Source organism: Halorubrum salinum (genome assembly GCF_024494575.1).
GTDB lineage: Archaea > Halobacteriota > Halobacteria > Halobacteriales > Haloferacaceae > Halorubrum > Halorubrum salinum.
Window position 1 is genome coordinate 522,314 of record NZ_JANHDO010000002.1, and the last position, 26,401, is coordinate 548,714.

29 protein-coding genes are annotated in these 26,401 nt (G+C 70.4%); 13 read left to right on the forward strand and 16 right to left on the reverse strand.

The features are described from left to right. The first annotated feature begins 10 nt into the window (after window positions 1-10). The 3 genes from mutL (at window position 11) to NO930_RS08295 (ending at window position 4,109) form a co-directional block, all read left to right on the forward strand. Complete coding sequence (gene mutL, locus NO930_RS08285; protein ID WP_256403102.1) at window positions 11-2,371, forward strand: DNA mismatch repair endonuclease MutL; 2,361 nt, start codon at window positions 11-13, stop codon at window positions 2,369-2,371. 107 nt (window positions 2,372-2,478) lie between these two features. Beyond that, window positions 2,479-3,639, forward strand: a complete 1,161-nt coding sequence (locus tag NO930_RS08290) for a thiolase family protein (RefSeq protein ID WP_256403103.1) — start codon at window positions 2,479-2,481, stop codon at window positions 3,637-3,639. Beyond that, window positions 3,636-4,109, forward strand: a complete 474-nt coding sequence (locus tag NO930_RS08295; RefSeq protein WP_137784185.1) for a PhlB family protein — start codon at window positions 3,636-3,638, stop codon at window positions 4,107-4,109. The genes NO930_RS08290 and NO930_RS08295 overlap by 4 nt, the downstream gene beginning before the upstream one ends. 22 nt (window positions 4,110-4,131) lie before the next feature. Here NO930_RS08295 and NO930_RS08300 read toward each other — a convergent pair whose 3' ends face one another. The 4 genes from NO930_RS08300 to NO930_RS08315 form a co-directional block, all read right to left on the reverse strand. Next, on the reverse strand, window positions 4,132-4,707 hold the full coding sequence (locus NO930_RS08300) for a putative phosphothreonine lyase domain-containing protein (protein ID WP_256403104.1): 576 nt from the start codon (window positions 4,705-4,707) through the stop codon (window positions 4,132-4,134). A 69-nt stretch (window positions 4,708-4,776) separates the two neighbouring features. Further along, window positions 4,777-5,559, reverse strand: a complete 783-nt coding sequence (locus NO930_RS08305) for a metallophosphoesterase (RefSeq protein ID WP_256403105.1) — start codon at window positions 5,557-5,559, stop codon at window positions 4,777-4,779. Next, window positions 5,559-7,163 (reverse strand): hypothetical protein, encoded by a 1,605-nt coding sequence (locus NO930_RS08310; RefSeq protein ID WP_256403106.1) that lies wholly within the window; start codon window positions 7,161-7,163, stop codon window positions 5,559-5,561. The genes NO930_RS08305 and NO930_RS08310 overlap by 1 nt, the downstream gene beginning before the upstream one ends. Further along, the gene (locus NO930_RS08315) at window positions 7,160-8,434 is read right to left on the reverse strand and encodes a Single-stranded DNA binding protein (protein ID WP_256403107.1); all 1,275 of its coding nucleotides are present in this window, start codon (window positions 8,432-8,434) and stop codon (window positions 7,160-7,162) included. Before NO930_RS08315 ends, NO930_RS08310 begins: the two co-directional genes overlap by 4 nt. A gap of 176 nt (window positions 8,435-8,610) precedes the next feature. Here NO930_RS08315 and NO930_RS08320 point away from each other — a divergent pair, with 176 nt between their 5' ends. Continuing rightward, on the forward strand, window positions 8,611-8,928 hold the full coding sequence (locus NO930_RS08320; RefSeq protein WP_256403108.1) for a DUF7510 family protein: 318 nt from the start codon (window positions 8,611-8,613) through the stop codon (window positions 8,926-8,928). 24 nt (window positions 8,929-8,952) lie between these two features. Here NO930_RS08320 and NO930_RS08325 read toward each other — a convergent pair whose 3' ends face one another. From NO930_RS08325 to NO930_RS08350, 6 genes are all read right to left on the reverse strand, one after another. Beyond that, complete coding sequence (locus NO930_RS08325) at window positions 8,953-9,981, reverse strand: glycosyltransferase family 4 protein (protein ID WP_137783358.1); 1,029 nt, start codon at window positions 9,979-9,981, stop codon at window positions 8,953-8,955. An 89-nt stretch (window positions 9,982-10,070) separates the two neighbouring features. Further along, complete coding sequence (locus tag NO930_RS08330) at window positions 10,071-10,349, reverse strand: DNA-directed RNA polymerase subunit L (protein ID WP_137783355.1); 279 nt, start codon at window positions 10,347-10,349, stop codon at window positions 10,071-10,073. 181 nt (window positions 10,350-10,530) lie between these two features. Further along, entirely contained in the window at window positions 10,531-11,178 is a 648-nt protein-coding gene (locus NO930_RS08335; RefSeq protein WP_256403109.1) for a 30S ribosomal protein S3ae, read from the reverse strand. Next, a complete protein-coding gene (locus NO930_RS08340; RefSeq protein WP_137783354.1) occupies window positions 11,175-11,528 on the reverse strand; it encodes a KEOPS complex subunit Pcc1 in 354 nt (117 codons plus the stop codon). The genes NO930_RS08335 and NO930_RS08340 overlap by 4 nt, the downstream gene beginning before the upstream one ends. Continuing rightward, entirely contained in the window at window positions 11,525-12,751 is a 1,227-nt protein-coding gene (locus NO930_RS08345) for an exonuclease RecJ (RefSeq protein ID WP_256403110.1), read from the reverse strand. Before NO930_RS08345 ends, NO930_RS08340 begins: the two co-directional genes overlap by 4 nt. A gap of 44 nt (window positions 12,752-12,795) precedes the next feature. Continuing rightward, window positions 12,796-13,266 carry a 30S ribosomal protein S15 gene (locus tag NO930_RS08350; RefSeq protein WP_137784031.1) on the reverse strand — a complete coding sequence of 157 codons (471 nt, stop codon included), beginning with the start codon at window positions 13,264-13,266 and terminating at the stop codon, window positions 12,796-12,798. A 316-nt stretch (window positions 13,267-13,582) separates the two neighbouring features. On the opposite strand from NO930_RS08350, the gene NO930_RS08355 reads away from it, so the two are divergent. The 4 genes from NO930_RS08355 to NO930_RS08370 all read left to right on the forward strand — a co-directional run bounded on the left by NO930_RS08355 (window position 13,583) and on the right by NO930_RS08370 (window position 17,544). After that, on the forward strand, window positions 13,583-15,229 hold the full coding sequence (locus NO930_RS08355; RefSeq protein ID WP_256403111.1) for a Na+/H+ antiporter NhaC family protein: 1,647 nt from the start codon (window positions 13,583-13,585) through the stop codon (window positions 15,227-15,229). Then, window positions 15,226-15,492, forward strand: a complete 267-nt coding sequence (locus NO930_RS08360; protein WP_256403112.1) for a DUF7513 family protein — start codon at window positions 15,226-15,228, stop codon at window positions 15,490-15,492. Before NO930_RS08355 ends, NO930_RS08360 begins: the two co-directional genes overlap by 4 nt. Window positions 15,493-15,622: 130 nt before the next feature. Continuing rightward, window positions 15,623-16,306, forward strand: coding sequence for a PHP domain-containing protein (locus tag NO930_RS08365; protein ID WP_256403113.1), 684 nt, complete (start codon window positions 15,623-15,625; stop codon window positions 16,304-16,306). Window positions 16,307-16,311: 5 nt separating this feature from the next. Then, window positions 16,312-17,544 (forward strand): asparagine synthase C-terminal domain-containing protein, encoded by a 1,233-nt coding sequence (locus tag NO930_RS08370; protein WP_256403114.1) that lies wholly within the window; start codon window positions 16,312-16,314, stop codon window positions 17,542-17,544. Window positions 17,545-17,864: 320 nt separating this feature from the next. On the opposite strand, the gene NO930_RS08375 is transcribed toward NO930_RS08370, so the two are convergent. Then, window positions 17,865-18,521: a uracil-DNA glycosylase family protein gene (locus tag NO930_RS08375; RefSeq protein ID WP_256403115.1), complete on the reverse strand. Its 657-nt coding sequence runs from the start codon at window positions 18,519-18,521 to the stop codon at window positions 17,865-17,867. A gap of 338 nt (window positions 18,522-18,859) precedes the next feature. On the opposite strand from NO930_RS08375, the gene NO930_RS08380 reads away from it, so the two are divergent. Together NO930_RS08380 and psmB are read left to right on the forward strand one after the other, a co-directional pair. Further along, window positions 18,860-19,033, forward strand: coding sequence for a hypothetical protein (locus NO930_RS08380; RefSeq protein ID WP_199242217.1), 174 nt, complete (start codon window positions 18,860-18,862; stop codon window positions 19,031-19,033). 148 nt (window positions 19,034-19,181) lie between these two features. After that, complete coding sequence (gene psmB / locus NO930_RS08385; RefSeq protein ID WP_137783618.1) at window positions 19,182-19,913, forward strand: archaeal proteasome endopeptidase complex subunit beta; 732 nt, start codon at window positions 19,182-19,184, stop codon at window positions 19,911-19,913. Window positions 19,914-19,977: 64 nt separating this feature from the next. Here the strand turns inward: psmB and NO930_RS08390 are convergent, their stop codons facing one another. Then, window positions 19,978-20,727 (reverse strand): protein sorting system archaetidylserine synthase, encoded by a 750-nt coding sequence (locus tag NO930_RS08390; RefSeq protein ID WP_256403116.1) that lies wholly within the window; start codon window positions 20,725-20,727, stop codon window positions 19,978-19,980. 161 nt (window positions 20,728-20,888) lie between these two features. On the opposite strand from NO930_RS08390, the gene NO930_RS08395 reads away from it, so the two are divergent. Then, on the forward strand, window positions 20,889-22,031 hold the full coding sequence (locus NO930_RS08395) for an SPFH domain-containing protein (protein ID WP_137783616.1): 1,143 nt from the start codon (window positions 20,889-20,891) through the stop codon (window positions 22,029-22,031). 75 nt (window positions 22,032-22,106) lie between these two features. Beyond that, on the forward strand, window positions 22,107-22,712 hold the full coding sequence (locus NO930_RS08400) for a winged helix-turn-helix transcriptional regulator (protein WP_256403117.1): 606 nt from the start codon (window positions 22,107-22,109) through the stop codon (window positions 22,710-22,712). On the opposite strand, the gene NO930_RS08405 is transcribed toward NO930_RS08400, so the two are convergent. The 3 genes from NO930_RS08405 to NO930_RS08415 all read right to left on the reverse strand — a co-directional run bounded on the left by NO930_RS08405 (window position 22,713) and on the right by NO930_RS08415 (window position 24,435). Beyond that, window positions 22,713-22,967 carry a DUF7123 family protein gene (locus tag NO930_RS08405; protein ID WP_137783614.1) on the reverse strand — a complete coding sequence of 85 codons (255 nt, stop codon included), beginning with the start codon at window positions 22,965-22,967 and terminating at the stop codon, window positions 22,713-22,715. Between the two features lie 152 nt (window positions 22,968-23,119). After that, entirely contained in the window at window positions 23,120-23,635 is a 516-nt protein-coding gene (locus NO930_RS08410; protein WP_256403118.1) for a DUF84 family protein, read from the reverse strand. Further along, complete coding sequence (locus NO930_RS08415) at window positions 23,632-24,435, reverse strand: cobalamin-binding protein (RefSeq protein WP_256403119.1); 804 nt, start codon at window positions 24,433-24,435, stop codon at window positions 23,632-23,634. The genes NO930_RS08410 and NO930_RS08415 overlap by 4 nt, the downstream gene beginning before the upstream one ends. Window positions 24,436-24,645: 210 nt before the next feature. On the opposite strand from NO930_RS08415, the gene NO930_RS08420 reads away from it, so the two are divergent. After that, entirely contained in the window at window positions 24,646-25,617 is a 972-nt protein-coding gene (locus tag NO930_RS08420) for a transcription initiation factor IIB (RefSeq protein ID WP_137784087.1), read from the forward strand. Window positions 25,618-25,675: 58 nt separating this feature from the next. Here NO930_RS08420 and NO930_RS08425 read toward each other — a convergent pair whose 3' ends face one another. Next, window positions 25,676-26,359, reverse strand: coding sequence for a DUF7095 family protein (locus tag NO930_RS08425; RefSeq protein ID WP_256403120.1), 684 nt, complete (start codon window positions 26,357-26,359; stop codon window positions 25,676-25,678). Window positions 26,360-26,401 lie beyond the last annotated feature (42 nt).

Below are 26,401 nucleotides of genomic sequence, written 5' to 3' on the forward strand. Positions count from 1 at the left end.
GATCCCAGCTATGGAGTCGCCGAACATCGAGCGTCTGGACGAGCGGACCGTCCAGCGGATCGCGGCCGGCGAGGTCGTCGAGCGCCCGGCGAGCGTGGTGAAAGAGCTGATCGAAAACAGCCTCGACGCGGGCGCGAGCAGGGTCGCCGTCGCCGTCGAGTCGGGCGGCACCGAGGGGATCCGGGTCCGCGACGACGGTGTCGGCATCCCCGCCGACCAGCTGGAGGCGGCCGTCGCGGAACACGCCACCTCGAAGATCGGCGACATCGACGATCTCGATCGCGGGGTCTCGACGCTCGGCTTCCGCGGCGAGGCGCTGTACACCGTCGGTGCCGTCTCCCGGCTCACCGTCCGCTCGCGACCGCCGGGCGCAGACGCCGGCGCGGAGATCACGGTCGAGGGCGGCGAGGTCGGCGACGTCCGCCCCGCGGGTTGCCCCGCCGGCACGACTGTCGAGGTCGAGGACCTCTTTTTCAACACGCCCGCGCGCAAGAAGTTCCTCAAGCGGACGGCGACCGAGTTCGACCACGTCAACACCGTCGCGACGAGCTACGCGCTCGCGAATCCAGACGTTGCCGTCTCACTGGAGCACGACGGGCGAGAGACGTTCGCGACCGAGGGGAACGGCGACCTTCGGTCCGCCGTGCTCGCCGTGTACGGCCGCGAGGTCGCCGAGTCGATGATCGACGTCGAGTGGACGCCCGCGGGACGCACCGACGGCGACGGCGGTGACCACCCCGGCGGGTCCGCCGACTCGCCGCCCGTTTCTCGGGTGACCGGGCTCGTCTCGCACCCGGAAACGACGCGTTCGACCCGCGAGTACCTCTCGACGTACGTCAACGGCCGGTACGTGACCGCGAACGCGCTTCGCGACGCGACGCTCGACGCCTACGGCGGCCAGCTCGCTCCCGACCGGTACCCGTTCGCGGTGCTGTTCGTCGAGGTCCCCCCCGGCGACGTGGACGTGAACGTCCACCCCCGCAAGCTCGAAGTCCGGTTCGACGAGGAGCCGGCGGTGCGGTCGGCCGTCGAGACCGCGGTCGAGTCGGCGCTTCTCGACCACGGACTGGTCCGGTCGACGGCCCCGCGCGGACGGTCCGCGCCCGACGAGACGGCGGTCCGTCCGGAGTCGCCGGACCACGCCGCCGTCGGCGGCGCCGGAACCGATCACGAGCGCGCGGCGCGCGCGAGCCGCGAGGAGGACACGCGCGAGAACAGCGCCGAACGCGAGGCGGGCGGGAGCCCCCGCGAGAGCGAGACCGAAGGCGACCAGACCGGCGAAGCCGCCGAACTCGACCCCACCGACGCGGACGCGTGGGCGGTCGACGACATCGGCGAACCCCGGCCTTCGGGCGGCGGCGCGGATCGGCGGCCGGAGGCGACCGCGAGTGCTGACCCCGAAACGGCGGGACCGGAATCCGGATCCGACGAGGGGACGGCGACCACGGAGCCACCGACGGCGGAGCCATCAACGACGGATCCGACGACGACAGGTCCAGCGACGGAGTCGGACGCCGAACCGTCGGCGACCGCGGAGGACACAGACGCCGCGACTGCGCCGGCTGCGACTGACCGCCCGTCACCGCGGACCGAGCGGTCGGAGTCGGGCGAGGCGAAGCCCACTGAGACGAACCCGCAAGCCGGCGACCCGTCCGACCCCGAGCGTGCCTCCACGACCGACCGCGCCGCCCGGTCCGTGCCGACAGACCAGTCGACGCTCGGGGGCGAGACGACGGGGAGCGAGCGGGTCTACGATTCGCTGCCGCCGCTTCGGGTGCTCGGACAGCTCCACGAGACGTACGTGGTCGCGGAGGCGCCCGAGGGCCTCGTGTTGATCGACCAGCACGCGGCCGACGAGCGGGTCCACTACGAGCGGCTCCGCGAGACGTTCGCCGACGGCGCGGACGCGCAGGCGCTCGCGGATCCGGTCCGCGTCGAACTGACGGCGCGGGAGGCGGCGTTTTTCTCGGAGTTCACGGACGAGCTCGTCGAGATGGGCTTCCGGGCCGAGCGGGCCGGCGACCGGGAGGTCGTCGTCGAGGCTGTCCCCGCGGTGTTCGACACCGCGCTCGACCCCGACCTCCTGTGCGACGTGCTCTCGTCGCTCGTGGGCGACGCGACCGAGGGCGACGAGCCCGTCGCGGACGTCGTCGACGAGCTGCTCGCGGACCTGGCGTGTTACCCCTCCGTCACCGGCAACACCTCGCTGACCGAGGGGCGGGTCGTCGACCTGCTCGACCGGCTCGACGCGTGTGAGAACCCGTACGCGTGCCCGCACGGGCGACCGGTCGTGATACGGCTCGATCGGGAGGAGATCGGCTCCCGGTTCGAGCGCGACTACCCCGGGCACGCCGGACGCCGCGCGGAGTAGCCCGCCCGGAGCCGAGACGCGTTCGCGGCCGACGGCAGCTCGCGGGCCGGCGCTCTCACTCGCCCGCAGAGAGGTACGTTTTAGTCGACCGCGGTGAACCGACGGGTATGGAACGCGTAGCGATCATCGGCGCGTCGATGACCCGGTTCGGGCAGCGTGACGCGTGGGTGCGAGAACTGTTGGCAGAGGCGGGCGCGGCGGCGCTCGACGACGCCGGGGTCGACGGCGACGACCTCGACCACCTGTACGTCTCGAACATGGCGAGCGGCGAGTTCGAGGGACAGACGGGCGTCTCGAACGCGCTGGCTCACGACTTGGCCGCGACGCCGGCGTACACCGCCCGCATCGACCAGACGTCCGCCTCCGGTGGAGCCGGCGTGTACAACGCGTGGCAGTCGGTCGCGTCCGGCGCGAGCGACCTCACGCTGTTGGTCGGTGGCGAGAAGATGACTCACCGCTCCACCTCGGAAGCGACCGACGTGATCGCGTCGCTCACGCACCCGGTGGAGTACAAACACGGCGTCACGCTCCCCTCCTTCGCGGGGATGACGGCGCGGCTCTACCTCGACGAGTACGACGCGCCCCGCGAGAGCCTCGGCAAGGTCGCCGTGAAGAACCACAGAAACGGCGTCGACAACCCGCACGCCCAGTTCCGCAAGGAGGTCGACCTCGATACGGTTCTCGACTCACCGATCGTCGCCGACCCCCTGCGGCTGTACGATTTCTGTCCGATCACGGACGGCTCCGCGGCGCTCGTGCTCTGTCCCGAATCCGTCGCCGAGGAGTACGTTCCCGCGGACGAGTACGCGGTGATATCCGGGATCGGCGGTGCGACGGACACCCACGTCGTCCACGAGCGCGTCGACCCGACGACGATGGGCGGCGTCGTCGACTCCTCCGAGACCGCCTACGAGATGGCGGGTGTCGGCCCGGACGACGTCGACGTGGCGGAACTCCACGACATGTTCACCATCTTGGAGTTCCTCCAGTCGGAGGATCTCGGCTTCTTCGAGAAGGGCGAGGGGTGGAAGGCGGTCGAGGAGGGCGTCACCGACCGAGACGGCGACCTCCCGATCAACACCTCCGGCGGACTCAAATCGAAGGGACACCCGCTCGGGGCCAGCGGCGTGGCACAGGTGTACGAGATATTCGAACAGGTCACTGGCGACGCCGGCGCGCGACAGGTCGAGGCCGACACGGGTCTCGCCTGCAACGTCGGCGGGTTCGGCAACTGCGTGACTACCGCGATCTTAGAGGGCAACCAATGAGCGACCACGACGAAACGCGAACGGACGGCGGCGGGGAGACGGGCATGGAACCGACCTTCGAGGCGGCCGAGTACGCTGACGGGTCGGTCACGTACCCGCCCCACACCGTGAGCCCGAACGGCGCGGACCGAACGGGATCGATCGACCTCCGCGAGTACGAGGCGCGGGTCGTCACGTGGACGACCTCGACGGCGACGCCGCCGGGCGTCCGCGAGCCCAACACGCTCGCTATCGTCGAGTTCGAGATGGGCGACGGCTACGACGGGCCGCCGGTCCGCGCGCTCGGACAGGTCGCCGACCGCGACGGCTCGGGGGACGGCTCCGAGGACGGCGACGGCGAGCAGTTCGGCGTCGAGATCGGTGACCGCGTCGAACCGGTGTACGCCGACGAGATCCGCGAGCCCGGAGCCGGCATCCGCGAGCCCGACAGTCAGGAGTGGGACGGGTTCCGGTTCCGCCCGGTCGAGTAGCCGGACGCCCCGTTTGCGGGTCTCAGGCTCGGAACCGCGACGCGGCGGAATCCGTGAGCGCGCCGAGCCGCTCCTCGTGGACCCCGTCGAGCGTGTAGGCGTCGGGGCGGTATCGGATCTCTTCGGTCACTCCGTGGGCGTCTCTGAGCCGGCGCCGCACCCGATCGACGTCCGCTCGATCGAAGTAGTTCGGCGTGAACACCAGCACGGCGTGTTCCGTCTCGTCGAACGCCTCGCGGCCGGCGCGGGTCGTCGCCTTCGCGTCCCAGAACCGCCCGGCCGCGACGTCTTCGACCACCGCTTCCCAGAGGTCGTCGACCGTCGCCGCGGGACGCTCGACGAGCCACTTCCCGCTCAGGTAGGTCGCCTCCAGCGCGAGTCGGTCGGCGTCGCGGACGGTCTCGCGGTCGGCCGGGAGCGGCTTCTCCCCGGGATCGATGTCCGGCAGGTCCGCCTCGGTCGTCGCCGCCGGCCGGGTCACGTCGTGGTCCGGGAAGTAGCCGTCGCGGGCTTGCCGGGGGAACCCGGTCACGTGTTTCACTCGGAGCCAGTGCCACCCGGCCTCGTCGATCGCCGTGGGCGAGCGGTCGGTGACCATGGGTCCGGTTTCCGCGCCGCGAGGGAAAACGGTCCCGCCGGCCGTGACGAGACGGCGGGATCGCGGCGCTCAGACCCGGCGATAGTCGCCGAGTCGCGTCCCGTCTAGCAGGTACGCGTCCGCGTCCGGCAGCGCCGCGGGGAGGAACGGCGCGAGAAACGACCGTCCCTCGACGTTGACCCACGTTCCGCCGGACCGGTCGTTGAACGCCGGAAAGACGACGAGTTCGGGCGGATCCCCGTCTCCGGTCGATCCTCCCGCTGCCTCCACGAACGCGTCCGGATCGACCTCGCCGCGGAGCCACGCGCGCTCGACGCGAGAGCCGCCGACCGCGTCCTCCAGCCGGACCTGCGGGTGCTCGTGACCCATACAGACCACGTCGGCGTCGAGCAGACGGGGGTCGGGCAACGTGTGGCCGTGTAGGAGGGCGACGCCCCGACCGCCGCCCGCGCCGTCCGTCCCGATCACACCCCCCTCCGGTCCGATCACGTCGACGCGGTCGGCGAACGCCTCCGCGACGCCCGCGTCGTGGTTCCCCTCGACGAGCGTCAGCGGAACGCGGTCGGTGACCGCCCCGACGAGCGCCGCCAGCTCCTCGCGCTCGTCGCCCTCCGGCGCGGCGATCCGGTGTGCGAGGTCGCCGAGGACGACGAGTCGGTCGGCGTCCGTCTCGTCGATAAGCGCACAGAGCCGCCCGCGCCGCTCATCCGCTCGGCTGTCGAGTTCGACGCCGCGCTCGTAGCGGAGTCCGGTCTCGATGCCGGCGTGGACGTCGGCGACGAGTACTGCTCGCTCCTCGCCGAGGTCCGCGACCGCGGCCGGCTCGCCGACGACCGGCTCGACGCGCGCCATCAGATGGGCTTGAGAACGCCGTCGCCGGGCTCGTAACACTTCCCGCTCATCAGCGCGTCTTGGATCGCGTCGTCGACGTCGTCCGCGTCCGCGCCGTGCTCGTCGACGACGCGCTCGACGACGGCCTCGCGCTCGGCTCCGTCGCCGTCGTCGAGCGCCGCCATCGCGTCGACGGCCGCGGCTTCGAGGTCGACGTCGTCGGTCTCGGCGTCGTCCGCGTCGTCGCCGTCGTCTTCTGTCTCGGCGGCGGTCGGATCGACGGACGCTTCGTCGGTCTCGGTGGTCGGCGCTTCATCGGTCGCAGCGCCGTCGGTCGACGGGGCGTCGTCGATCGGTTCTTCGGCGATCTCGTCGGGGTCGGGCACGTCGATGTCGGCCTCGCCGGGCTCGTCGACCTCCGTGCCGGTCGAGAAGTCAGTCCCGTACTCGGCTTCGATCTCCTCGCGCTCCTCGTCGTCGAGTTCGTACATGTCGTCCGGGGCGGGCTCGCCGTCGTCGTCCCCGGCCGGATCCGTTCCGTCTCCCCCGGCGTCGAAGTCGCCCAGTCCGGCGTCGCTCGGTTGGTCTTCGGGGCCGGCATCGTCGGTCTCGTTCGCCTCGGCTCCGACGGCGTCGGCAGTGTCCTCGTCGATCGAATCCGGTTCGGTCGCCGAGTCGGCCGCTTTCGTCTCACCTGCCGGTTCGGTCGCCGAGTCGGGCGCGTCGGTCGTCGACACCGCGGGCTCCGGGTTCGCGGCTTCCGGCTTCGGATCCGCAGTTTCCGCCTCCGCCTCCGCGTCCGCGGCCTCCGGCTCCGCATCGGCGACTTCCGGTTCCGCGTCCGCGCCACCGTCATCCGCGGGTGCGTCGGTCGCGGCGTCCGCGGACGCGTCGATCGACACCTCGGTCTCTGGGAGCGGGCCGATCACGGCGTCGCCGCCGCCGTCGGGCGCGAACTCGGGCGCGCGGACCTCGTCGCGGTCGCCGGCGACGAGTTCGAGCGCGTCGACCGCGAGCCGCCGGACGGCCTCGACGTAGGCCGTCGAAGTGCCGTAGTGGTCGATCGCCCGCGGGATCCCGTCCGCCAGCGCCGCCGGCGCGCCGCCGGCCTCGAGCGCCTCGCGGAGGGCGTCTCCGCGGAGGTCCGAGTCGAGCGCTCGCGCGAAGACGGCGAGCCGGTCGAGCGTCGCCTCCGCGGCCGAGACGACCCACCGGTCGCGGGTGTCGGCGTCCACGTCGGTGAGGCTCTCCGGACGGACCGAGGTGAACACGCGGTCGGAGTCCTCGGGTTCGAAGGTGCGCGCTTTCCCGGTCAGCGCGACGAACGCCGGCGGGTCGGCGCGCTCCAGGAAGGTCTGTGCCTCCGGCTGGTACTGGCCGGCGTAGGTGACGAACGCGCCGGAGGGGTCGACGACCCGTCCGCGCCGCGTCTCGTCGTTCACGCGCTCGACCTCGGTGAGCACGCCCGCGACGAACAGCCGATTCACGCGCGCGCCCGTCGGCGTGACCACGTAGTTCGGGGCGCGCTCCTCGTCGCTCTCGGAGTACGACAGCGAGGCGTCGTCGAACTCGGCGGCGAACACGCGGCGTGCGACCTCGCGTGTCCCCGGCCCGTCGGCGCTCATTCGCCCACCTCCGCGAGCGCGGCGCGAGCGGCGTCCGCCGGGTCGTCGTCCGCGACCGCGAACTCGGTCGCGTCGAGCGTCGCGCCGTAATCGTCCACGGAGAGGTTCCCGCGGACGCGGTACGCCCGCCCGACGACCTCGTCGGCGATATCGTCGGACACGACCGACTTGTCCATCGCCTCCTGTGCCGCGGCCAGCGCCTCGTCGAGCCCGCCGCCGTACACCTCCGCGGTCAGCTCGTCGTCTAGGACGACGGTGACCGTGTCCGTCCCGTCGTCGAGGATCGCTTTCACGCGCAGGTCGTCCTCGCCGTCGACCGCGCCGTGACTCCGACACTGGCCGTTCTGGACGACGCGACCGCACTCCGGACAGCGCTCGATGAGCCCGGAGCCGTCCCGGATTTCGAGGACGTTACCGACGACCTCGACGTCGAACATCCCGCCGGAGGCGACCGCGTCGGAGACGGAGAGCCGCGGGGCGTCGGTCGCGACCTCGACGGGGTCGGGGAGCGGCGTCACAGTCGAGAACTCGGTGAGGTTGAGCGAGGGGACGCCGCGGAACTCGCGGACGTACACGTCCTCGATCCGGAGGTCGGCCCCGGGATCGAGGGCTGAGCGCGGCTGCCAGTCGGTGAAGGGGAGCTTCGCAGTCTCGTCGCCGACGACGCCCTCGACTATCTCCGTCTCCCCGTCGCGCCCGGAGATGGTCTTCGCTTCCGCCTCCAGCACGCGGACCTCGACGTTTCGACCGCGGTCGCCCGCCTCGATGTCGACGAGCGAGCGGTCCCCGCCGACCTCGCGGTCGACCTCGACCGGTTCCTCGGCGATCGCGACGGTGGTGGAGTCGTTGAGGTTGAGCTCCGGCTCCCCGTCCCACTCGCGGACACCGGCGTTGCCGATCGTCAGCGAGTCGCCCGGCTCGAAACCGAAGTCCTGCCACGCCGTGTACGAGACGACACCGGTCTCGTCGGCGAACTCCCCCTCGCGAATCGTGAGGTCGTCCCCCTGATAGCGGATGGTTCGAGTCCCTCGCGTGAGCACGCGGACCGTGACCGTCACGCCGTCGTGGTCGGTCGTGATATCGCCGACGTCGACGGAATCGGGCGTCGGCGTCGACCCCCCGCCCCCGCCGCCGTGCTTCCGGCGAACGCTCTGTTTCGCCTCGTCTATCGGGACGCTGTACTCCAGTAGGTTCTGCAGGTCGGCTTTGACCTCCTCTTTGTCGACACCGAGGTCGGAGGCGAGTTCCTCGGCATGGCTGTTGACGTCCATCGAAGCGAGATTCGACGCGACCGCACAAAAGGATTCACCCGCACGCCGGCTCAGCGACTCGCACACCAGATCAGTGACTCGCCTGCCAGACGGGTGACCGCTGTCCCCCTCGCCGACGTCGTCCGACGACCCGCCCCGGCCGGTAGGGCTAAACCGCTCCCGTCCGACCGTGAGGCATGGACGAGATCGACATCGACGCGCGCGTCACGGACGACCGCACCGTCATCGACGTGACCGGTACCCGCGACGTCGCCGTCGTCGTCCGGTCGGACGGCGGCGAACGGATCTACCTCCCGCCGGAGGGGTTCGACGAGCCGGTGTCCGAGTCGCCGTACACGTCGCCGTATCAGGGCGGAAGCGGGATCGACGGCGAGGAGAGTCCGTACGGCGGAACCTCTGGCAGCACACGCGGCGTGGTCGAGACCGCCGACGGGTTCCGCATCACGCACCCGGCGGCCGCGACGGAGTTCGACGTGTTCCGAGGCGACGAGTAGGCCGCCGGCGACGCGAGAGGTGTCTCAGGCGACGTCTTCGTACACCGCGAGCGTGTCCTCCGCGACCGCCGACCACTCGCGGCGCTCGTACGCGGGCGGCGCGTCGCGGTCGAGCGCGGTGATCAGTCCCTCCACGATAGACTCCGAGTCGGTCTCGACCTCGACGAGACACCCGTCGGGGAGCACCTCGGCGACCCCGGAGCGCGTCGCGACGACCTGCGTGCCCGCCTCCAGCGCCTCGGTGATGGTTATCCCGAACGGCTCCGCGAAGGAGGGCGAGACGAACGCGTCGGCGGCGGCGTAGTAGTCGCCGAGCTCCTCCTCGGGGACGTAGCCGACGAACTCGACGCGCTCCTCGATGCCGAGCAGCTCTGCGAACCGTTTCAGTTGCTCCGTCTGGTGGCCGGAGCCGCCGACGACGAGCGTCGTGTCGCGTCCCCGGAGCTTCTTCATCGCGTACAGCAGGTGCGAGATACCCTTCTGGTCCGTGTGGCGACCGACGAAGAACAGCATCTCGCCGTCGATCCCGAGGTCCGCGCGCACGTCTTTTCCCGAGAACGTCGGCGTCGAGAAGCCGTTGTACACGACGCGGGAGTCGGCGTCGTACAGTTCTCGGATGTCCTCGCGGACGATCTCGCTGACGGCGACGTTCGTGTCGGCCGCGTTCGCGAGCCGGCGCTCCGTCTCCACTTCGCGTTTCGGCGGATCGATGTTCCGGTCGCTCGCGAGCGAGTGGAACGACGACACCCACGTCGCGTCCGACACGCGAGCTGCCTGTCGGCCGGGCGCGTAGCCGAACCAGTCGTGGGTGTGGATCACGTCGTGGTCGGGCGCGAGCTCGGCGAACCGGTCGCTGAGCCGCTCGACCCGCGTCGCGACGTCGCCCTCGCCCGTCTCGACCGGTTCCAGCCCCGGCTCGTCGTCCGGCGCGAACTCCGCGGGCAACACGAGGGTGGCGTCGACCCCGAGGTCGTCGCGGAGCCCTGAGAACAGTTCACCGACGTGGACGTCGAGACCGCCGGTGATGTTCGGCGGATACCCCCATCCCAACATGAGTACGCTCGGCGGCATACCCATCCGTTTCGGGAGTCACCACTTAGGTATGCCCCTCGTTCGCTCGGAGAATCGACCGCGCCGACCGGTCAGGCCGCCTGCACCGCGTCGCGAAGATCGGCCGTCTGGTCCGTGATCGAGTCCGCCGCCTCGCCGACCAGATCGAGCGGGTCGCCGGACTCGGCTTTCACCGTCAACACCGGCTCCGTCTGTCCGCCGGACTGCTCGGGGTTCACGTCGTAGGTCGCGGCCGCGACGTCCTCGGTCTCCAGCAGGACGCCCTTCAGCACGTTCATGAAGGTGTGATCCTCACCGGCGACCTCGATGCGGAGTTCCGTGTCGGTCTTTTCGATGACCCGCAGTTCCATGCTCGAAACCTCGGGCGAGCGGCGTTTCAAGCTTTCGTCTCTCTGATCGCGGCGGTCGCGGGACGCCCTCTCAGATCCCCCGCTCGGCCCGAACGCCGACGAGAGCGGTCCGATACGGCTGGAAAGCGCGGCCGCTAGCCAAGGGGAATAAACGGAGAACGTCGGTCCGCGCGGCGAGGCGTTACTCGTCGGCGTCGACGGCCACTTCGTCGGCGTCGACGTCGACGGCGGCCTCCTCTTCGGCGGCGACCTCGGACGGGCGCGCTTCGAGGGTCAGCTTCTGGACCTCGACGCGGCGCAGCGGGTAGATGGTCTTCGCCTCGCCGTAGACCGCAGACGAGAGGTTACCCTCGACGATCGCGTCGACGAACGACTCGAAGGTCCGGTCCGCGGCGGCCGCGTTGACCTTGTCGATCATGACGCGGCGGATCGCCTTCTCCTGGGACCGGTCGGCCTTCTTCGTCGTCAGCGCGACGGGCTGGACGCGGATCCGGTAGTCGTCCGTCGTCAGCACCGTGATCGACGCCTCGACCTTCGAGGCCCCGCGGCGGACGAGAGAGCGCAGGTAATCGCGCGTCAGCTCGTACTTGACGAACTCGGTGTACGCCGAGTCGCTGCCGACGTCGGTGATCTTGAACGTCAGCTTCGTGTTGTTCGCGCCGGAGTCGCCGGTGAGCTCGCCGAGCGTCGTCGTGATCGTGCGGCCGACGACCTGCTGGGGCTCCTCGGCGAGGGTCTCGCCGATCTCCTGTCGGTCGAACTGTTCGGGCGCTAGCACGGAGTACCAGCGCTTCTGTTCTCTGCTCTTGGATACGGATCGTTCGCTCATGTGTTGGTGTCTGTGGTGTCTGCTGTGTCTACAGCGTTCGCGCCGTCTTCGGCGTCTGCAGCGTTCGCGCTGTCTGCTGTGTTTGCGTCCGGACCGCGGGCGGCTCGGTGTGCCCGCGCCCGCTCCGCGATCCGGTCTGCGACGTGTAGGTTCACGACGTAGTCGTCGACGGTCGACTGCAGCCCGCCGGTCGTCCCTCGCTCGATCTCGCAGGCGATCGCGTCCCCGTCGACTCGGGTCGCCATCGACTCGGTGTCGTCGGGCGCGAGCGCGGCCGCGACGAGCGCGGCGTCGACGTGGGTCGTCCGGAGAGTCGCCGTCCGAGCCGAGTCGGACTCGGTCCCGGTCATATCGCCTCCCTGAGCGCGGCGAGCGCGCTCGTGATGTCGGCGTCTGGCTCGCTTCGCCCGTCCGTCGCCGCTCCGTCGCGCTCGACGACCGCGAGCCCGCCGCGGTCGGCGGTCCCCCAGCCGTCGGCGTCGAACTCGGCCGCGACCGACCGGCAGGCGTCGCCGAGCCTCATCGGTTCCGTGGCGGCCGCCGCGAGCCGGCCGCCGGTCTCGTCAACCGCGACGGCGACCGGTTCCGGCGACCGGAAGTCGCGGAGCAGCCGGGCGACCGTCGGGAGGACGGCACGCGGCGTGCCGGCGTCGTCCGTCGACTCGCGCCCCTTGACGCGGGCGACGACGCAGCCGTCGTATCGGCTGACCGTCGCGGCGTCCAGCGCGCGGTGTGCCGCGAGCCCGTGGGACCGCCACGCGTCAAGCGCCGCGGTCCGCACCCCGTCGCTCGGGTCGGCGGCGATCGCCAGCGCGATCCCGGTTCCGGGGGCCTCTCGCGCGAGCGCGTCGAGCACGTCGGCGTAGCCGCCGACCGTCTCGACCGGTGCCGCACCTCCCGCTACCGCGTACGGACGGAGAGCGCGCTCGACGGCCGAGGCCGAGCGGGCGGCCGCGTCCTCCTCGCCGACGACGTCGACGGCGACGAGCGACGCGAGCCGCCGGTGCGCGTCCCCGTCCATCTCGGCCGGGAGGCCGAGGTCGGCGAGGGTCGCGTGGGCCGCCTCCGGGTCGCCGGAGTACGGCGTCCGAACGAGCGTCGAGGCCGCGAGACCGTCCGCGAGGTCCGCGGTCGGGATCGCGACTCCCGGGCGTCGCTCGACCAGCCCGTCTCGCTCGGCGGCGTCGAGCGCGTCGCCGGACCCGTCCGTGCCGGGGACGGAACCGGCGGCGACAACGCCCGCGAGCGCGATGATCGGATCCGGGTCGACGCCCAACTGTCGGGCGACGGCGAACGCGTCAGCGCTCGCCGGCCGGGCCGTTCCCGGTATCGCGTGTGCGCCCCGATCGACGCCGACAGTCACCGCGACCCCGTCGTCGACGTCGTCGGGAACCGGATCGCGGTCGACGCGGACCTGAAACGGCGCGCCGGCCGCTCTGAGGCCTCTCGCGAGCAGCCCGGCGGCTGCGAGCGCGTCGCCGTCGTCGGTCGCGACGAGCCGGACGAACGGCGCGTCGGCGAGGACGCCGGCGAGGGCGTCGGGGGCGGTCGTGGCGGATGTCGCTTCGGTCATGGTCGGGCGGGTCGTGTCTGTCGTCGCAGGTGGATGTGTCTGCGTTACTCGTCGGCGAGCAGCTCGGCGGCGCGCTCGTAGGTGTACGTGAACTCCTCGTCGATCTCGTCGCCGCGGTAGTAGTTCGCGAGGCGACGGATCTTCGACTCGGTGTTCTGTAGCGCGCGCTTGTTCTGGTAGTCCTGCCCGTTCTCCTCCATGTGCTCGCGCAGGCGGACGGCCTGTGCCATCAGGTTGCGGAGGTCCTCGGGGTACTCGGAGTCGGCGTCGTGTTCTTCGAGTATCTCGGTGACCTTCTTGCCGGTCGCCAGCTTCACGTCGGGGACCGGGACGCCCTTGACGCCCTCGTCACGGAGCTTGAGTCCGATGACGCTGGGGTCGTGGCCCTGCTCCGCCAGTTCGACGACGCGGGACTCGATGTCCTCTGCGTCGACGTCGCTCCACTCCGGGTTCTCGTCCGTCGCCGGCTTGTCCGAACCGGACGAACCGCGACGGCGCGTGTGCATTCGTGCCATTGTTTCGAAATTGGAACGGCACAACCACAACGTGCGGCTCCGGACGACGCGGCTACCGGATGCTCGCGGCTGCGAGCGACCCGGCGGACGGACCCGCGAACGCGGACCCGTCCCGGCCGCGACGCCGGAGGCGTCGGCGCACTGCCACATTCCCAAGCCGTGGGCGAAGAGGCCCCGGCGCGTCGGATCTGCGGCTGTGCTGTTCCCGTTCGACCGGTTGCCGCCGAGGTTCTTAAGCGTGTTCGTGTGGCTCGGCCGCGGCACAGAAACGAGGATTTAGGTGGATCGTCGGGCACAGGGGGTGTAGGAGCGACACATGATCAACCCACCCGACGACGATTCGACGGATCGAACCGACGACGCGCCACCGGGCGACGCGCCGCGTGGCGACGAACCACGGAGCGGCGGTGGCGGAGCCGAGACGACCACCGACGACGAGCCGGTCGCCGTCGCGGACGGCGGGTTCGCGGACGACCCGGACGCCGCGGTCGGCCCGCGGATCTCCTTTTACGGCGGGAAGTGGGCCAGCACGATCCCGCTCGTCGTGTTCATCCTCTGGGCGATCTTCCAGAGCGGCGTCCTCGGCATCGGCGACACCAACGGCCTCGTGATCGGAGCGCTTCTCGGCACCATCCTCGGGATGTTCTTCGTGCGCGGCGACTGGAAGGCGTACGCGAACACCATCTTCGAGGGGATGACCCAGCGCGTCGCGGCCACGGCGATCGTCGCGTGGCTGTGGGCGGGCATGTTCGCCGAGACGCTGCAGGTCGGCGGGTTCGTCGAGGGGCTCATCTACGCCGCCGACGCGCTGAACGTCGGCGCGGCGACGTTCCCGGCGGCCGCGTTCGTCCTCTGCGGCCTGCTGGCGACGGGCATCGGGACCGGGTACGGCGCGACCGTCGCGTTCGTGACGCTGTTTTTCCCCGCGGGCGTCCTCATCGGCGCGAACCCCGTCCTGCTCTTCGCCGCGATCCTGTCCGGGGCCGTCTTCGGCGACAACCTCGCGCCCGTGAGCGACACCACGATCGTGAGCGCGGTGACGCAGGACGCCGACATCGGCGGCGTGGTCGCCTCGCGGTTCAAGTACGCGATCCTCGCCGCGGTGCCCGCGTTCGTCGCGTACCTCGTGATGGGGTCCGTCCTCTCCGGCGCGAGCCTCGAGGGCGCGGCCGCGCTCCGCGAGTCGGCGACCGCGCCCGGGCTTGTCCACCTGATATCGATGGGCGTCGTGATCGCGACCGCGGTCGCCGGCCGCCACATCGTCGAGGCGATCTCGTGGGGGCTGATCGTCGCGATCGCCTTCAACCTCGCGTTCGGGCTCTCCTCCGTGTCCGATATCCTCGTGTTCACGGTGACCGAGGCGGGCGCGTTCACCTCGCTTCCGTTCGTCGCTGTCGGCGAGACGGCGGGCGTCGGGGGGAGCCTCTACGCCGGCGCGATCGGCTTTTTCCCGCTCATCGTGCTCACCCTCCTGATCGTCGGGATGGCGCGGATCATGATCCGCGGCGGCGGGTTCGAGGCGATCTTGGAGTTCCTGTTGAACTCCGTCGCGACCACCGTCCGCCGCGCCGAGGTGACGATGGTGCTCGGCACCGCCGCGATCAACGGCATGATAACGATCAACACCGCGGCCGAGATCGCGATCGCGCCGTACATCGCCCGGATCGGCGAGAAGTTCAACATCAACGGCTACCGGCGGGCGAACATTCTCGACGCCAACACGTCGGCGCTCGGCTACATCTTCCCGTGGGCCGGCGGCGTCCTCGTCGGCTATCAGGTGATGGTCGGACCGAACGGGCTCGGCGCGGAGTACGGACCCGAGATGGTCGTTAACCCGATACAGGCCGTCCCGTACGTCTTCCACGGCTGGTTCCTCGTGATCGTCTTCCTGATCGCCGCCGTGACCGGCTTCGGCCGGGAGTACATCCCGGACCGGACCTCCGAGGAGGTGTCGCGCGCATGAGCGTCTTCGACAAGTTCCTCGCCGGCTGGTCGTTCCGGAGTTCGACCCCGGATTACGAGCCGGGCCAGACGATCGAGGTGATGGTGACGGGCCGCGAGGGCGAGACGGCGATCGCCCGTATCGGCGACTCGACGCTGCAGATCGGCGAGGCTCCGGCCGACGCGGTGGACACCCGCGTGCTCGTCGAGGTCGAGACGTGGGACGCGGGCGAGCGCCGCGGCACGGGCACTTACCGCGAGACGGTCGGCGAGAGCGCGTTCTGACCGGTCGACACCGCCGGCCTTCCCCGGCGTCACCGACCTGTGCCGGCCGCCGCACGCCGGGGTGCCACCGGAACGGGGCCGGCCGCTCCGGACCGAGGCGCTTTTTAAGTCGACTCGCGAACGTGAACGCGTGCTATCGGTCGAGCTGCACGCGCACTCGGCGCTCTCGTACGACGGGCGCGACCCGGTCGACCTCCTCTTGGAGCAGGCGGCGGGGGTCGGCCTCGACGCGCTCGCCGTCACGGACCACGACGAGATCGACGCCAGCATCGAGGCGGCCGAGAAGGCCGCCGACTACGGGCTCGTCGGCATCGTCGGCATGGAGGTGACCTGCGCCGCGGGCCACGTCCTCGCGTTCGGCATCGACGAGCGCGTCGAGAGCGGCCTCCCCTTCGACGAGACGCTCGACCGCATCCGCGAGATGGGCGGGATCGCGGTCGTTCCCCACCCCTTCCAGAAGTCCCGCCACGGCGTCGCAGCTCACATCTCCGACGAGCAGCTGGCGAGCGCCGACGCCCTCGAAGTGTACAACTCCCGGCTGTTCACCGGCCGCTCGAACCGACAGGCGGAGACGTTCGCGATACGCCACGGGCTCCCGATGACCGCCGGAAGCGACGCGCACATCTCCGAGATGGTCGGACAGGCGGTGACCGAGGTCGCGGCCGAGGAGCGGTCCGCCGACGCGATCCTCGACGCGATCCGGGAGGGGCGGACCAGCGTCGTCGGAAAGCGGACGCCGTGGCGCGTCTCGCTCCGGCAGTTCGGCGGCGGCGCGAAGCGACGCGCGCTCCGCGCGCTCCGGGGGCTCCGCTGACGCCGATGACGCGGACGCCCACGCTCCGCGGCGCGCCGGTCGGTCGCGTTCGGGCGGCCCTCGGCACGCGCGACCCGCTTCCCGGCGGCCGCGGCTTCGCGGGGCGGATCGCCGATCCCCCCGGCCGGTCCGGCCCCGTCCTCGTCCGCGACGTGCTCGGCCGCGAGCCGATCTTCGTCGAACGCGACGCGACGCCGGAGACCGACCGTGACCCACCCACTTCCGACCGCGATCCGACCGCTCCGACCAACTGGAGCTTCGACCGGCACGATCTCGACGATCCGGTGTCAGTTCCCGCCGGCGGCGTCGCGTCCGCCGAGGGGACGGAGCGCGTCTGGACCCTCCCCGACGACGGACCCGTCGATCCGGACGCCGGGCAGGCGGCCGTCGACACCGCGCTCGACGACGTCCTCGACGACCTCGCTCGCGACGGGGGGTCGGCCGACGGAGCCGACGGAGCCGGCTCGGTCGGCGAGAGCGGGGCCGGCGACCTCGCCGTCGCGTTCTCCGGCGGCGTCGATTCCGGCGTCGTCGCCGCCGCGGTGCCGAATGCTCCCCGGTACGTCGCCGGATTCGAGGGATGTCACGACGTCGCGGCCGCGCGTGAGGCGGCCGCGGCGGCGGACCGACCGGTCGACCTGCGCGTCGTCGAGATCACACACGAGGAGCTGGTCCGCGCCGCCCGCGCGGTCGCTCACGCCACGGGGCGACGGAACCCGATGGACGTCGCCATCGCGGTCCCGCTGTACCTCGTCGCCGAGGCGGCCGCCGACGACGGGTTCGATCGGATCGCGGTCGGACAGGGGGCGGACGAGCTGTTCGGCGGCTACAGCAAGGTCGTCGATCCGGCCGACGACCACCGCGTCGACGCGGACACCGTCCGGGGGGCGCGGACCGAGACCGTCCGCACGCTCCCGGACCAACTCGAACGGGACGTGCTCGCGATCCGGGCCGCGGGAGCGGAGCCGGTCGCTCCCCTCCTCGACGACCGGATCGTCGACGCCGCGCTCGCGCTCCCGGGGGCGCTTCTGTCCGCCGGCGGCGAGCGGAAAATCGCCCTGCGCCGCGCGGCGGCGGGACGCGTCCCCGAATCGGTCCGAACGGCCGACAAGAAGGCGGTCCAGTACGGGACGTACGTCTCGCGCGAACTCGACCGGCTCGCGCGACGGGCGGGGTTCAAGCGTCGCATGGACGACCACGTCGGGCGGTACCTCGACGAGCTGTTGAGCGACGACTGAGCCTCGGCTGAAAAAAGGCCCGTGAGGGCCGATGCTGACCAAGCCGCCGTATGGAGTACCAGTCCTACGGCCGACGCCCGATCGTTCGGGCGTCTGGTGTCACAAAGCGGCGACCGTTATAAAACACGGGCAGTAGTGACAAATATAGCTGTTCTACGAGCGAAATGCTGACGATCGGGCTGTCCTCCGTCCGCTTCTTGTCGAACGATCCGATCTGCGACCCAGAGTGCCGCCGGAACTCCACGTGTATCAGGCGAGACGATCGGAGAGGTCAAGCGGCCGGCTCGACCGCCCGGTGGAGCGCGGGTCGCCCGCTCGGATCACCTGACCAGATACGGGTCGCTGCCGGCGATGAAGCGACCGAGGTCGCTCTCTCGGCGGAAGTCGGTCGACCGAAGCTCTCGGAGCGACTCGACGAGCCGGCCGGCGTCTCCGTCGCTCCACTCCGCGGGGTCTCTGATCGGGACGACGAGCCAGCCGGACCCGAGGATCTCCTCGGCGTGGAGCGCTTCCATGTCGACGTCGGTCTTCCACGCCCGCGCGGTGTACTGCCGGAGAACGTGGTCGGTCGCTCGCGCGCCGACCGGGAGGAGAACGTGGGCAGCGATCGCCCGGAGCTCCGCGTCGAAGAACCGCTCCATGTCGGCGTAGTCGTCCTCGCTCGGCGTCCCCGCCGTCGCACACATGTGGAGGTACGAGAAGAACGAACACTCGGATCGGATCGGCGTCTCGCCGGCCGCTGACGCGCCGTCCGGATCGAACTCCGCGATCAGCCCGGCGTCGGAAAGCGCCGAAAGGAATGCGGCCGACCACGGCTCACCGGTGAACGGGACGCCGGTCTCGACGCCGCCGTGGACGCCGGGGTGATCGCCGACGACGTGGAAGTCCGCGTTGGCGTCGCCGTAGCCGGGGACGTACGACTGACAGTCGGGCCGCATCCCGAACGGGTTGCGGGTCCGGTCCGTGACGTTCTGCACGCGAACCGATAGGCGGGCGCTCGGATATATCCCGTTCGGTCCGCTCTCCATCCTCAGTCGATCTCGGTCGCCCTCGGCGACACCGGGTGCCGGTCACGGTCCGACACTCCGAACCGTACGACGCGCGAAGCGAGGCGCACGAGTCGGTAGTAATTCACATAACTTATGGAAACGAACGGGGTTCACACGGCCTGTGATACGGATCGCTCGGTCGACCGGCCGAGTCATTTCAACATAGAGATACAAATTCACCAAACCGCACGACTGCGACGGGTTCGATACGACGTGCGCCACGGAAAGTATATATACACCCCGCTGCTCGGCTCGGGTGAAGACCAATGTTCGACCGCATCCGTTCGGCGGCCCTCTTCGGGCTGCACCAGGCGACCGTCGCCATCGGCATCTCGCTGTTCCCGGTTGCCGTCTTCGCGCGCAACCGACTCGGCATCAACGTCCCCATCGGCCGGCTCGTCGAGACCACCGGCTCCGCGTACGAGAACGTCAGCAAGTGAGGATCCACGGCCCCGGCGTGTCGCTGCGACGGAGCACGCGGTCCCGCCCGAGGCGGGCCCGGTCGCGGTGGACTGATAGTCCCGTCGGAACCGGCGGTCGGTCCTCGAAGGGTTGCCTTTATCAGCGCGCCGAGCCAACAACTGCGTAATGCGACCACCGACTGGCGATCTCTCCAGCAGCCCGGTCGACGAGTTGGGCCGCGACCAGCCCGTCTTCGGACCGGAGATCGGCGAGTTCGAACACAGCGAGCGCCGTGCGGCGCAGGCCGACGGCGAGGGCGAGATGAAGACCGGCACGACGACCGTCGGCATCCGCACAGCCGACGGCGTCGTGATGGCGACCGACATGCGCGCTTCCATGGGCGGCATGGTCTCCTCGAAGGACGTCCAGAAGGTCGAGGAGGTCCACCCCCGCGGCGCGCTCACCATCGCCGGATCCGTCTCCGCCGCACAGAACCTCATCTCCACGCTCAAAGCCGAAACGAGCCTCTACGAGACTCGCCGGGGCAAGGACATGTCGATGGAGGCGCTCTCCACGCTCACCGGCAACCTCCTCCGGACGGGCGCGTTCTTCATCGTCCAGCCGATCCTCGGCGGGGTCGACGACGACGGCGCACACATCTACTCCATCGATGCCCTCGGCGGCACGACCGAAGAGGAGTACACCGTCACGGGCTCCGGCTCGCAGTACGCCCTCGGTGTCTTAGAACAGGAGTACCACGACGAACTCACCGTCGACGAGGCGAAGGGCGTCGCCGCCAAGGCGATCCAGTCCGCCGTCGAGCGCGACCTCGCGTCCGGCAACGGGATCAACGTCGCCGTCGTCACCGACGAGGGCGTCGACATCACCCGCTACAAGGAGTTCGACGAGCTGCTGTAGGGCGGTCTCGTCTCCCCGTCAACGCTGTTTTTCCTTCCGACGTTCGCGGCCCCGCAGCCCGCGCTCAGGCCCGTCGTTCCCTCGTCTCCTCCGGCGACCGGATCCCGTCGCCCCAGTAGAACCGCGGACCGAGGAGCAGGTAGCCACACGAGAGGAACAACAGCGCGAACGCGAACCCCTCGCCGATCCACGGCGGAAGTCGCGCCGTCGCCATGTGCGCCGCCGGCGTGAGGATCACGGCGGCCTGCACGACGCCCATGACGAGCGCGTCCTGCGCGTGGAGGTCGGGGTAGGTGATCGTCGACCCCATGAGTAGGGCGAACGCGGCCGTGACCGCGGCGAGCGCCCCCGGCGCGGTGTATCCAGCGATGACTCCCGCGGCCAACACCGTCGCGGCGAGCGTGGTCGGCACGCCGACCGTCTCGCGGCTGTCGCTGTCGTACGCGGTGTACATCCCCAGCCGGGCGACCGCGGCCGCGACGAACAGCGCCGCCGCCCCCACGCCGCCACCGACGAACAGGGGATCGGTCGCGAACGACCGCGCGTCGAGGACGAGGAACGCGACCAGCCCGGCGGGAGCGACGCCGAACGAGGCGACGTCGGCCAGCGAGTCGAGGTACGGACCGGCCTCCGTCGAGCCGCGGTGTCGGGCGACGACGCCGTCCAGACCGTCTGCGACCGCAGCGAGGAGGATCAGTCGAGCTGCGAGCGTGGCGTCGACGGTCGCGACCACGACGGCGAGAAAGCCCACCGCCGCGTTCGCCACCGTCACCGCGTCCGCGAGCCCCAACCGCTCGACGAACCGCAGGTACATACCGGATCGGTCGACGAGCCGGGGTTTAGGGTTTATTATCACGAGCCGCGGGGGAGCGGCACGACGAGCGCGTCCAGCGAGCCGCCGAGACCGCTGCGGCCGCCGAGCCGATCGACGGGCGGCGGCCGAAGTATTAAGCGTCCGATGGCCTAACCGTCGGTATGGGCCCGATTACCCTCCAATCCGGTCTCGGCTTTGGGCTGGTGAGCGTCGGTCTGCTCTTTCTGCTTCTGGCGATCATCACCCTGTGGCAGTCGGTCGAGATCGTCGACGCCTACGAGAAGAAGACGCTCACGGTGTTCGGCGAGTATCGGAAGCTGCTCGAACCGGGTATCAACCTCATCCCGCCGTTCGTCTCCCGCACGTACCCGTTCGACATGCGGACCCAGACGCTCGACGTCCCCCGCCAAGAGGCGATCACGCGGGACAACTCGCCGGTGACGGCGGACGCGGTCGTCTACATCAAGGTGATGGACGCCAAGAAGGCGTTCCTCGAAGTGGACGACTACAAGAAGGCCGTCTCGAATCTCGCCCAGACCACGTTACGGGCCGTCCTCGGCGACATGGAACTCGACGACACGCTGAACAAGCGCCAGGAGATCAACGCGAAGATCCGCAAGGAGCTGGACGAGCCGACCGACGAGTGGGGGATCCGCGTGGAGAGCGTCGAGGTCCGCGAGGTCAACCCCTCGAAGGACGTCCAGCAGGCGATGGAACAACAGACCTCCGCCGAGCGTCGCCGCCGGGCGATGATCCTCGAAGCGCAGGGTGAGCGCCGCTCGGCGGTCGAGCAGGCCGAGGGTGACAAGCAGTCGAACATCATCCGCGCGCAGGGTGAAAAGCAGTCGCAGATCCTCGAAGCGCAGGGCGACGCGATCTCGACCGTGTTGCGCGCGCGGTCTGCCGAGTCGATGGGCGAACGCGCCATCATCGAGCGCGGCATGGAGACCCTCGAAGAGATCGGGAAAGGCGAGTCCACGACGTTCGTCCTCCCGCAGGAACTCACGAGTCTCGTGGGCCGCTACGGCAAGGCGCTCTCCGGCTCCGACGTCCAACAGATGGACGGCCTCGAAGGCAAGGAGTTCGACGAGGAGACGCGCACCATGCTGGGACTCGACGACATCGACGAGATCCTCGGACAGATCGAGGAGTCCGCGGAGATGGACGTCGAAGAGCTAGAAAAAGAGGCGGAGGCGGTGAAAGCGGGCGACGCGGGCGCGAACATCAGGTCGGCAGACGAGGTCATCCAAGAGATGGACGAGGAGGACGCGGACGCCGAGGTCGAACGCGAGCCCGAGTCCTGAGACGCCGAAAGGGGCGATTCGAGCCCGTTCGCCCCGAACGAAGTGCTTTTGCGCTGTCGACGACTAGCGAACGCCGTGACCGACGACTTCGACGGACGGAAGCGGGAGACGCTCCGGCGGTTCGCCGCCATCGGAGCCGCCGCCCCGTTCGTCGGAACGGCGAGCGCAGACACCGGGGACGACAACGAGACCCGCGAGGCGATCCGCGGGTACGTTCCGACGACGCCCGGCGCGCACTTCTCGAAGCTCCGCGACGACCTCAAGCTGGGTACCGGCGAGGCGCAGTACCACCTGCGGACGCTGGCCGACGCCGGCGAGATCGAATCGACGAAAGACGCCGACTACCGCCGGTACTTCCCGGCCGGACGCTTCGACGACCTCGACAAGCGAGCGCTCGGCTACCTCCGACGCGAGACCGCACGCGGGCTGATCCTCGCGCTGTTGCGTGACCCGGACGCGACGGGCGCGGAGCTGGCAGCGACCCTCGAGGTGTCGCGTCCGACGGTGAGCGCGACCGCGGCCGCGCTCGAAGACGCCGGCCTCCTCGATCGGACCGACGGGTACGCGCTCACCGAGCCGGAACGGCTGCTCACGCTCGTGGTCCGATACGCGGACTCCTTCGACGCGGACGCGGTCGCGTTCGCGGACGCCGCCGCCGACCTCGTCGCGTACGACCCGTAGTCAGCTCGTGACCATCCACGTCGTTCCCGAGGAGTACCCCCACTTTTCGACGTCGATGTCGGCGGCGGCGTCCGCGACGGGACCCATGTTCGCGCCGACCTCCTTCGCCGAGAGGCCGAGGTCGTCGGCTATCAGCCGCGATTTGAAGTACGTCCGGTCGTCGGCGTTCTCGCGGAGGTACCGCAGGATCTGCGTCTGTTTCGCCGAGAGGCCGGCGGGCTCGACGACAGCCGCGTCTGGGGATGCCGTGCTCATACCTGACACTCGTCGGCTCGTCACATAAGGCGGTTGGTAGAGCGGGTTAACACGCTCTGGTCGTGCGGTTTTCCGGATCCCGTGCTCGCGACGGACCGCTCCAGCGGCGCGTTTGGGTACGATCCGTGAACGGCGGCGGTCGGCGTCGCCCGTCAGTACAGCCCCGAGACGACCGGACCGAGCGCGCCGGCGACGGCGGTCGCGAGCGCGTCGGCGCGCTCGACGCGTCCGTCGGTGAGCGCGCCGGCGGCCCCGCCGCGGCGAGCGACGCCCTCGGTGTCGAGCACGTCGTCCATCACGGGTCCGAGCTCTTCGCCGGCGTCGATTCGGGCCGCGATACGGTCGGGGAGCGCGAGGCTCGGACCGGCACCTCGTCCGACGCGCTCCCCGTCGTCGGCGACCGCCCACATGACGAGGAACAGGCCGTCCGCTCCGTCGACCCGCGCCACGCCGCCTTCGATGCCGACGCCGAGGTCGTACGCCCCTTCCCCGAGGACCGCCGCGGCCCGGTTCTCCGCGCCGGCAATCGTCTCGGCGCGACCGACCGGCTGTTCGCTCACCCCGGACGGAACGGGGACCGATTCGATCGCGTCCGCGTCGAGCACCCGTTCGACGGCGCGTCGCTTCACCGGGTTCCCGCTGCCCACGCCGATCCGGTACGTGGTCACGCGTCTCCCTCCTCGCCCTGGTCGGCCGACCGGAACGCCGTGGGGTGAAACACCCGCGCCAGTCGCTCGATCCCGTCTATCAGGGTCGGGCTCGGTTGGTTCAAAAGCGAGTCGTCGATCACGTGGGTCGGCGCGTCGACCGCCCAGTCGCGGTCGTCGACGGTCGCGGGGTCGACGCGATCGCCGCGCCCGCAGACGTGGACGACGACGTGGTCCGGGTCGGCCGCGGCGACCGCGTCGAGCCCGATCTCTCGCGAGCGCTCGCCGGCGTCGACGAAGGGGTACCTGCCGCCGGCGGCGCGGACGGCTTCGGGGACCCAGTTGCCGGCGGCCATCGGCGGGTCGGACCACTCCTCGCAGTAGACGGTCGGTCGGGGTCGGCCGGCGACCGCAGCCGCGACGCGGTCGAGGCGCTCGCGGGCCGCGGACGCGAGCCGCTCGCCGGCCGCCGGTCGCCCCACGTCGTCGCCGCGGGCCGCGAACGTCTCGACGACCGCGTCGAGGTCTGCCGGCTCGCGGTGGCTGACCGAGAGCCCTCGGTCGCGACACGTCTCGGCGAGGTCGGCCTGCAATCCGTCGCTCGTGAGGACCGCGTCCGGATCGAGGTCGGCGACGCGGTCGAGGTCGGGGTTCAGCCAGCCGCCGACCGTCTCGGGCGGCCCGTCTCGGTCGTGTGCCCTGCCGGCGTCGTCGGGCGGATCGCAGTGGCCGGTGACGCCGACGAGCAGGTCGGCGGCACCGAGCGCCGAGACGGTCGCCGTCGCGCTGGGCGCGAGCGAGACGACGCGGGGTGACGTCATAGCTCGACGTCCGAGCGCGACCGGCCCAAGCGTTTCGATCGGTGCGTTCGGTCCGGCTCGTTTTCCCCGCGATCGCCGGTAACGCGTGATAGATCGTGTTCTTTCGTCGGGTTTTCGGCGACACGTTCCGGTCGTTTTAAGTTCGGTTCCGCCGTCTATCGGGCAAGATCGCTCTCGGGCAGTGTTCAGTTACCGGGAGAGGGTTACGCCATGAGTGAACGATTACACACACGGGGGAGTCGCTCCCGAACGGAGACGGAAGACGAATCGGAACGCACCGACGAGACGCTGAGCTGTCCGGAGTGCAGCGGGAACGTCATCAACGACGAGGAGCACGGCGAGAGCGTCTGTGCCGACTGCGGGCTCGTCGTCGAGGCCGACTCGGTCGACCGCGGACCGGAGTGGCGCGCGTTCGACTCCCGCGAGAAAGACGAGAAGAGCCGCGTCGGGGCCCCGACCACCAACACGATGCACGACAAGGGGCTCTCGACGAACATCGACTGGCGCGACAAGGACGCGTACGGCCGCTCGCTCGGCGCGCGCCAGCGCCAGAAGATGCAGCGGCTCCGTAAGTGGAACGAGCGATTCCGCACGCGCGACTCGAAAGAGCGCAACCTGAAACAGGCGCTCGGCGAGATCGACCGGATGGCGAGCGCGCAGGGGCTTCCCGACAACGTCCGCGAGACCGCGTCGGTCATCTACCGCCGCGCGCTCGACGAGGACCTGCTCCCCGGCCGCTCCATCGAAGGCGTCTCGACCTCCTGTGTGTACGCCGCCGCCCGGATGGCCGGCGTCCCGCGCAGCCTCGACGAGATCGCGGACGTGTCTCGCGTGGAGAAGGCCGAGATCGCCCGCACGTACCGCTACGTCGTGCGCGAACTCAAGCTCGAAGTGAAGCCGGCAGACCCCGAGCAGTACGTCCCGCGGTTCGCCTCCGACCTCGAACTGAGCGAGGAGTCGGAGATGCGCGCAAAGAGCCTCCTGCGCAACGCCAAAGAGAAGGGCGTCCACTCCGGGAAGTCGCCGGTCGGCCTCGCCGCGGCCGCCGTCTACGCCGCCGCGCTGCTCACCAACGAGAAGACGACGCAGGCGGCCGTCTCTGACGTCGCCGACATCAGCGAAGTCACGATCCGAAACCGGTACCACGAGCTGTTAGAGGCCGAAGACGGCCTCGTCGCCTGATCTCGGTCGCCGATCGAGAGTCCCTATTCTAGCGCCCCGTCACACTTCTAGTGTCGCGTCACACCATATCGCCCCGCACCGACGCGCCCTCCTGTTCGGCCCGTCTCGCGGCGAGCGTCTCCGCGGCCGCGGTCGCGACCTCCTCGTCCGCACCGAGCATACCGAGCGCGTCGGAGAGCGTCGGCATCGCGAACGACGCCGCCCGCAGCCGGTCGAACGCCTCCTCGTCGCGGGTGCCGTCGACCCACAGACAGACGCCCCGCGGGTCGAGCACCTCCTCGTAGGCGTCGCGGGCCAGCGCGCCTTTCAGTCGCTGGCGCACGTTGTCCTCGAAGCTCGCGTTGCACACTTCGAGGTGGATCGGCTCGTCGTCGGGATTCGCCCGACTGCCCGAGGGACTCTGTCCCTCGCTGCCGACGAGTTCCGCCGCGAGACACTTCTCGGGAGCCGCGTACCCGTTGTCGCTCGCGCGCACGCGGTCCGGGTGCGCCTCGGCCCACTCGGCGTTGACGGAGGTACCGACCCCCTTGATGCCGTACGCCGCCTCGAACTCGGCGGCCGCCTCGGCGTCGCCGCCCATGATCACGTCCTTGGTGAGGTAGACGTCGAGCCGCTCTATCGGGTCGAGCCCGAGCGCCACGTCTCCGAACGCCCATACCTCGCGAACGGGCACGGGCATCGGCTCGCGCTCGACGCGGTCGACGAGCGCCTCCAGTCTGTCGACGGCCCGATCTCTTTCCATCGCCGTCGGGTAGGCGGCCGCCGGGCAAACGCGTTACGCTCG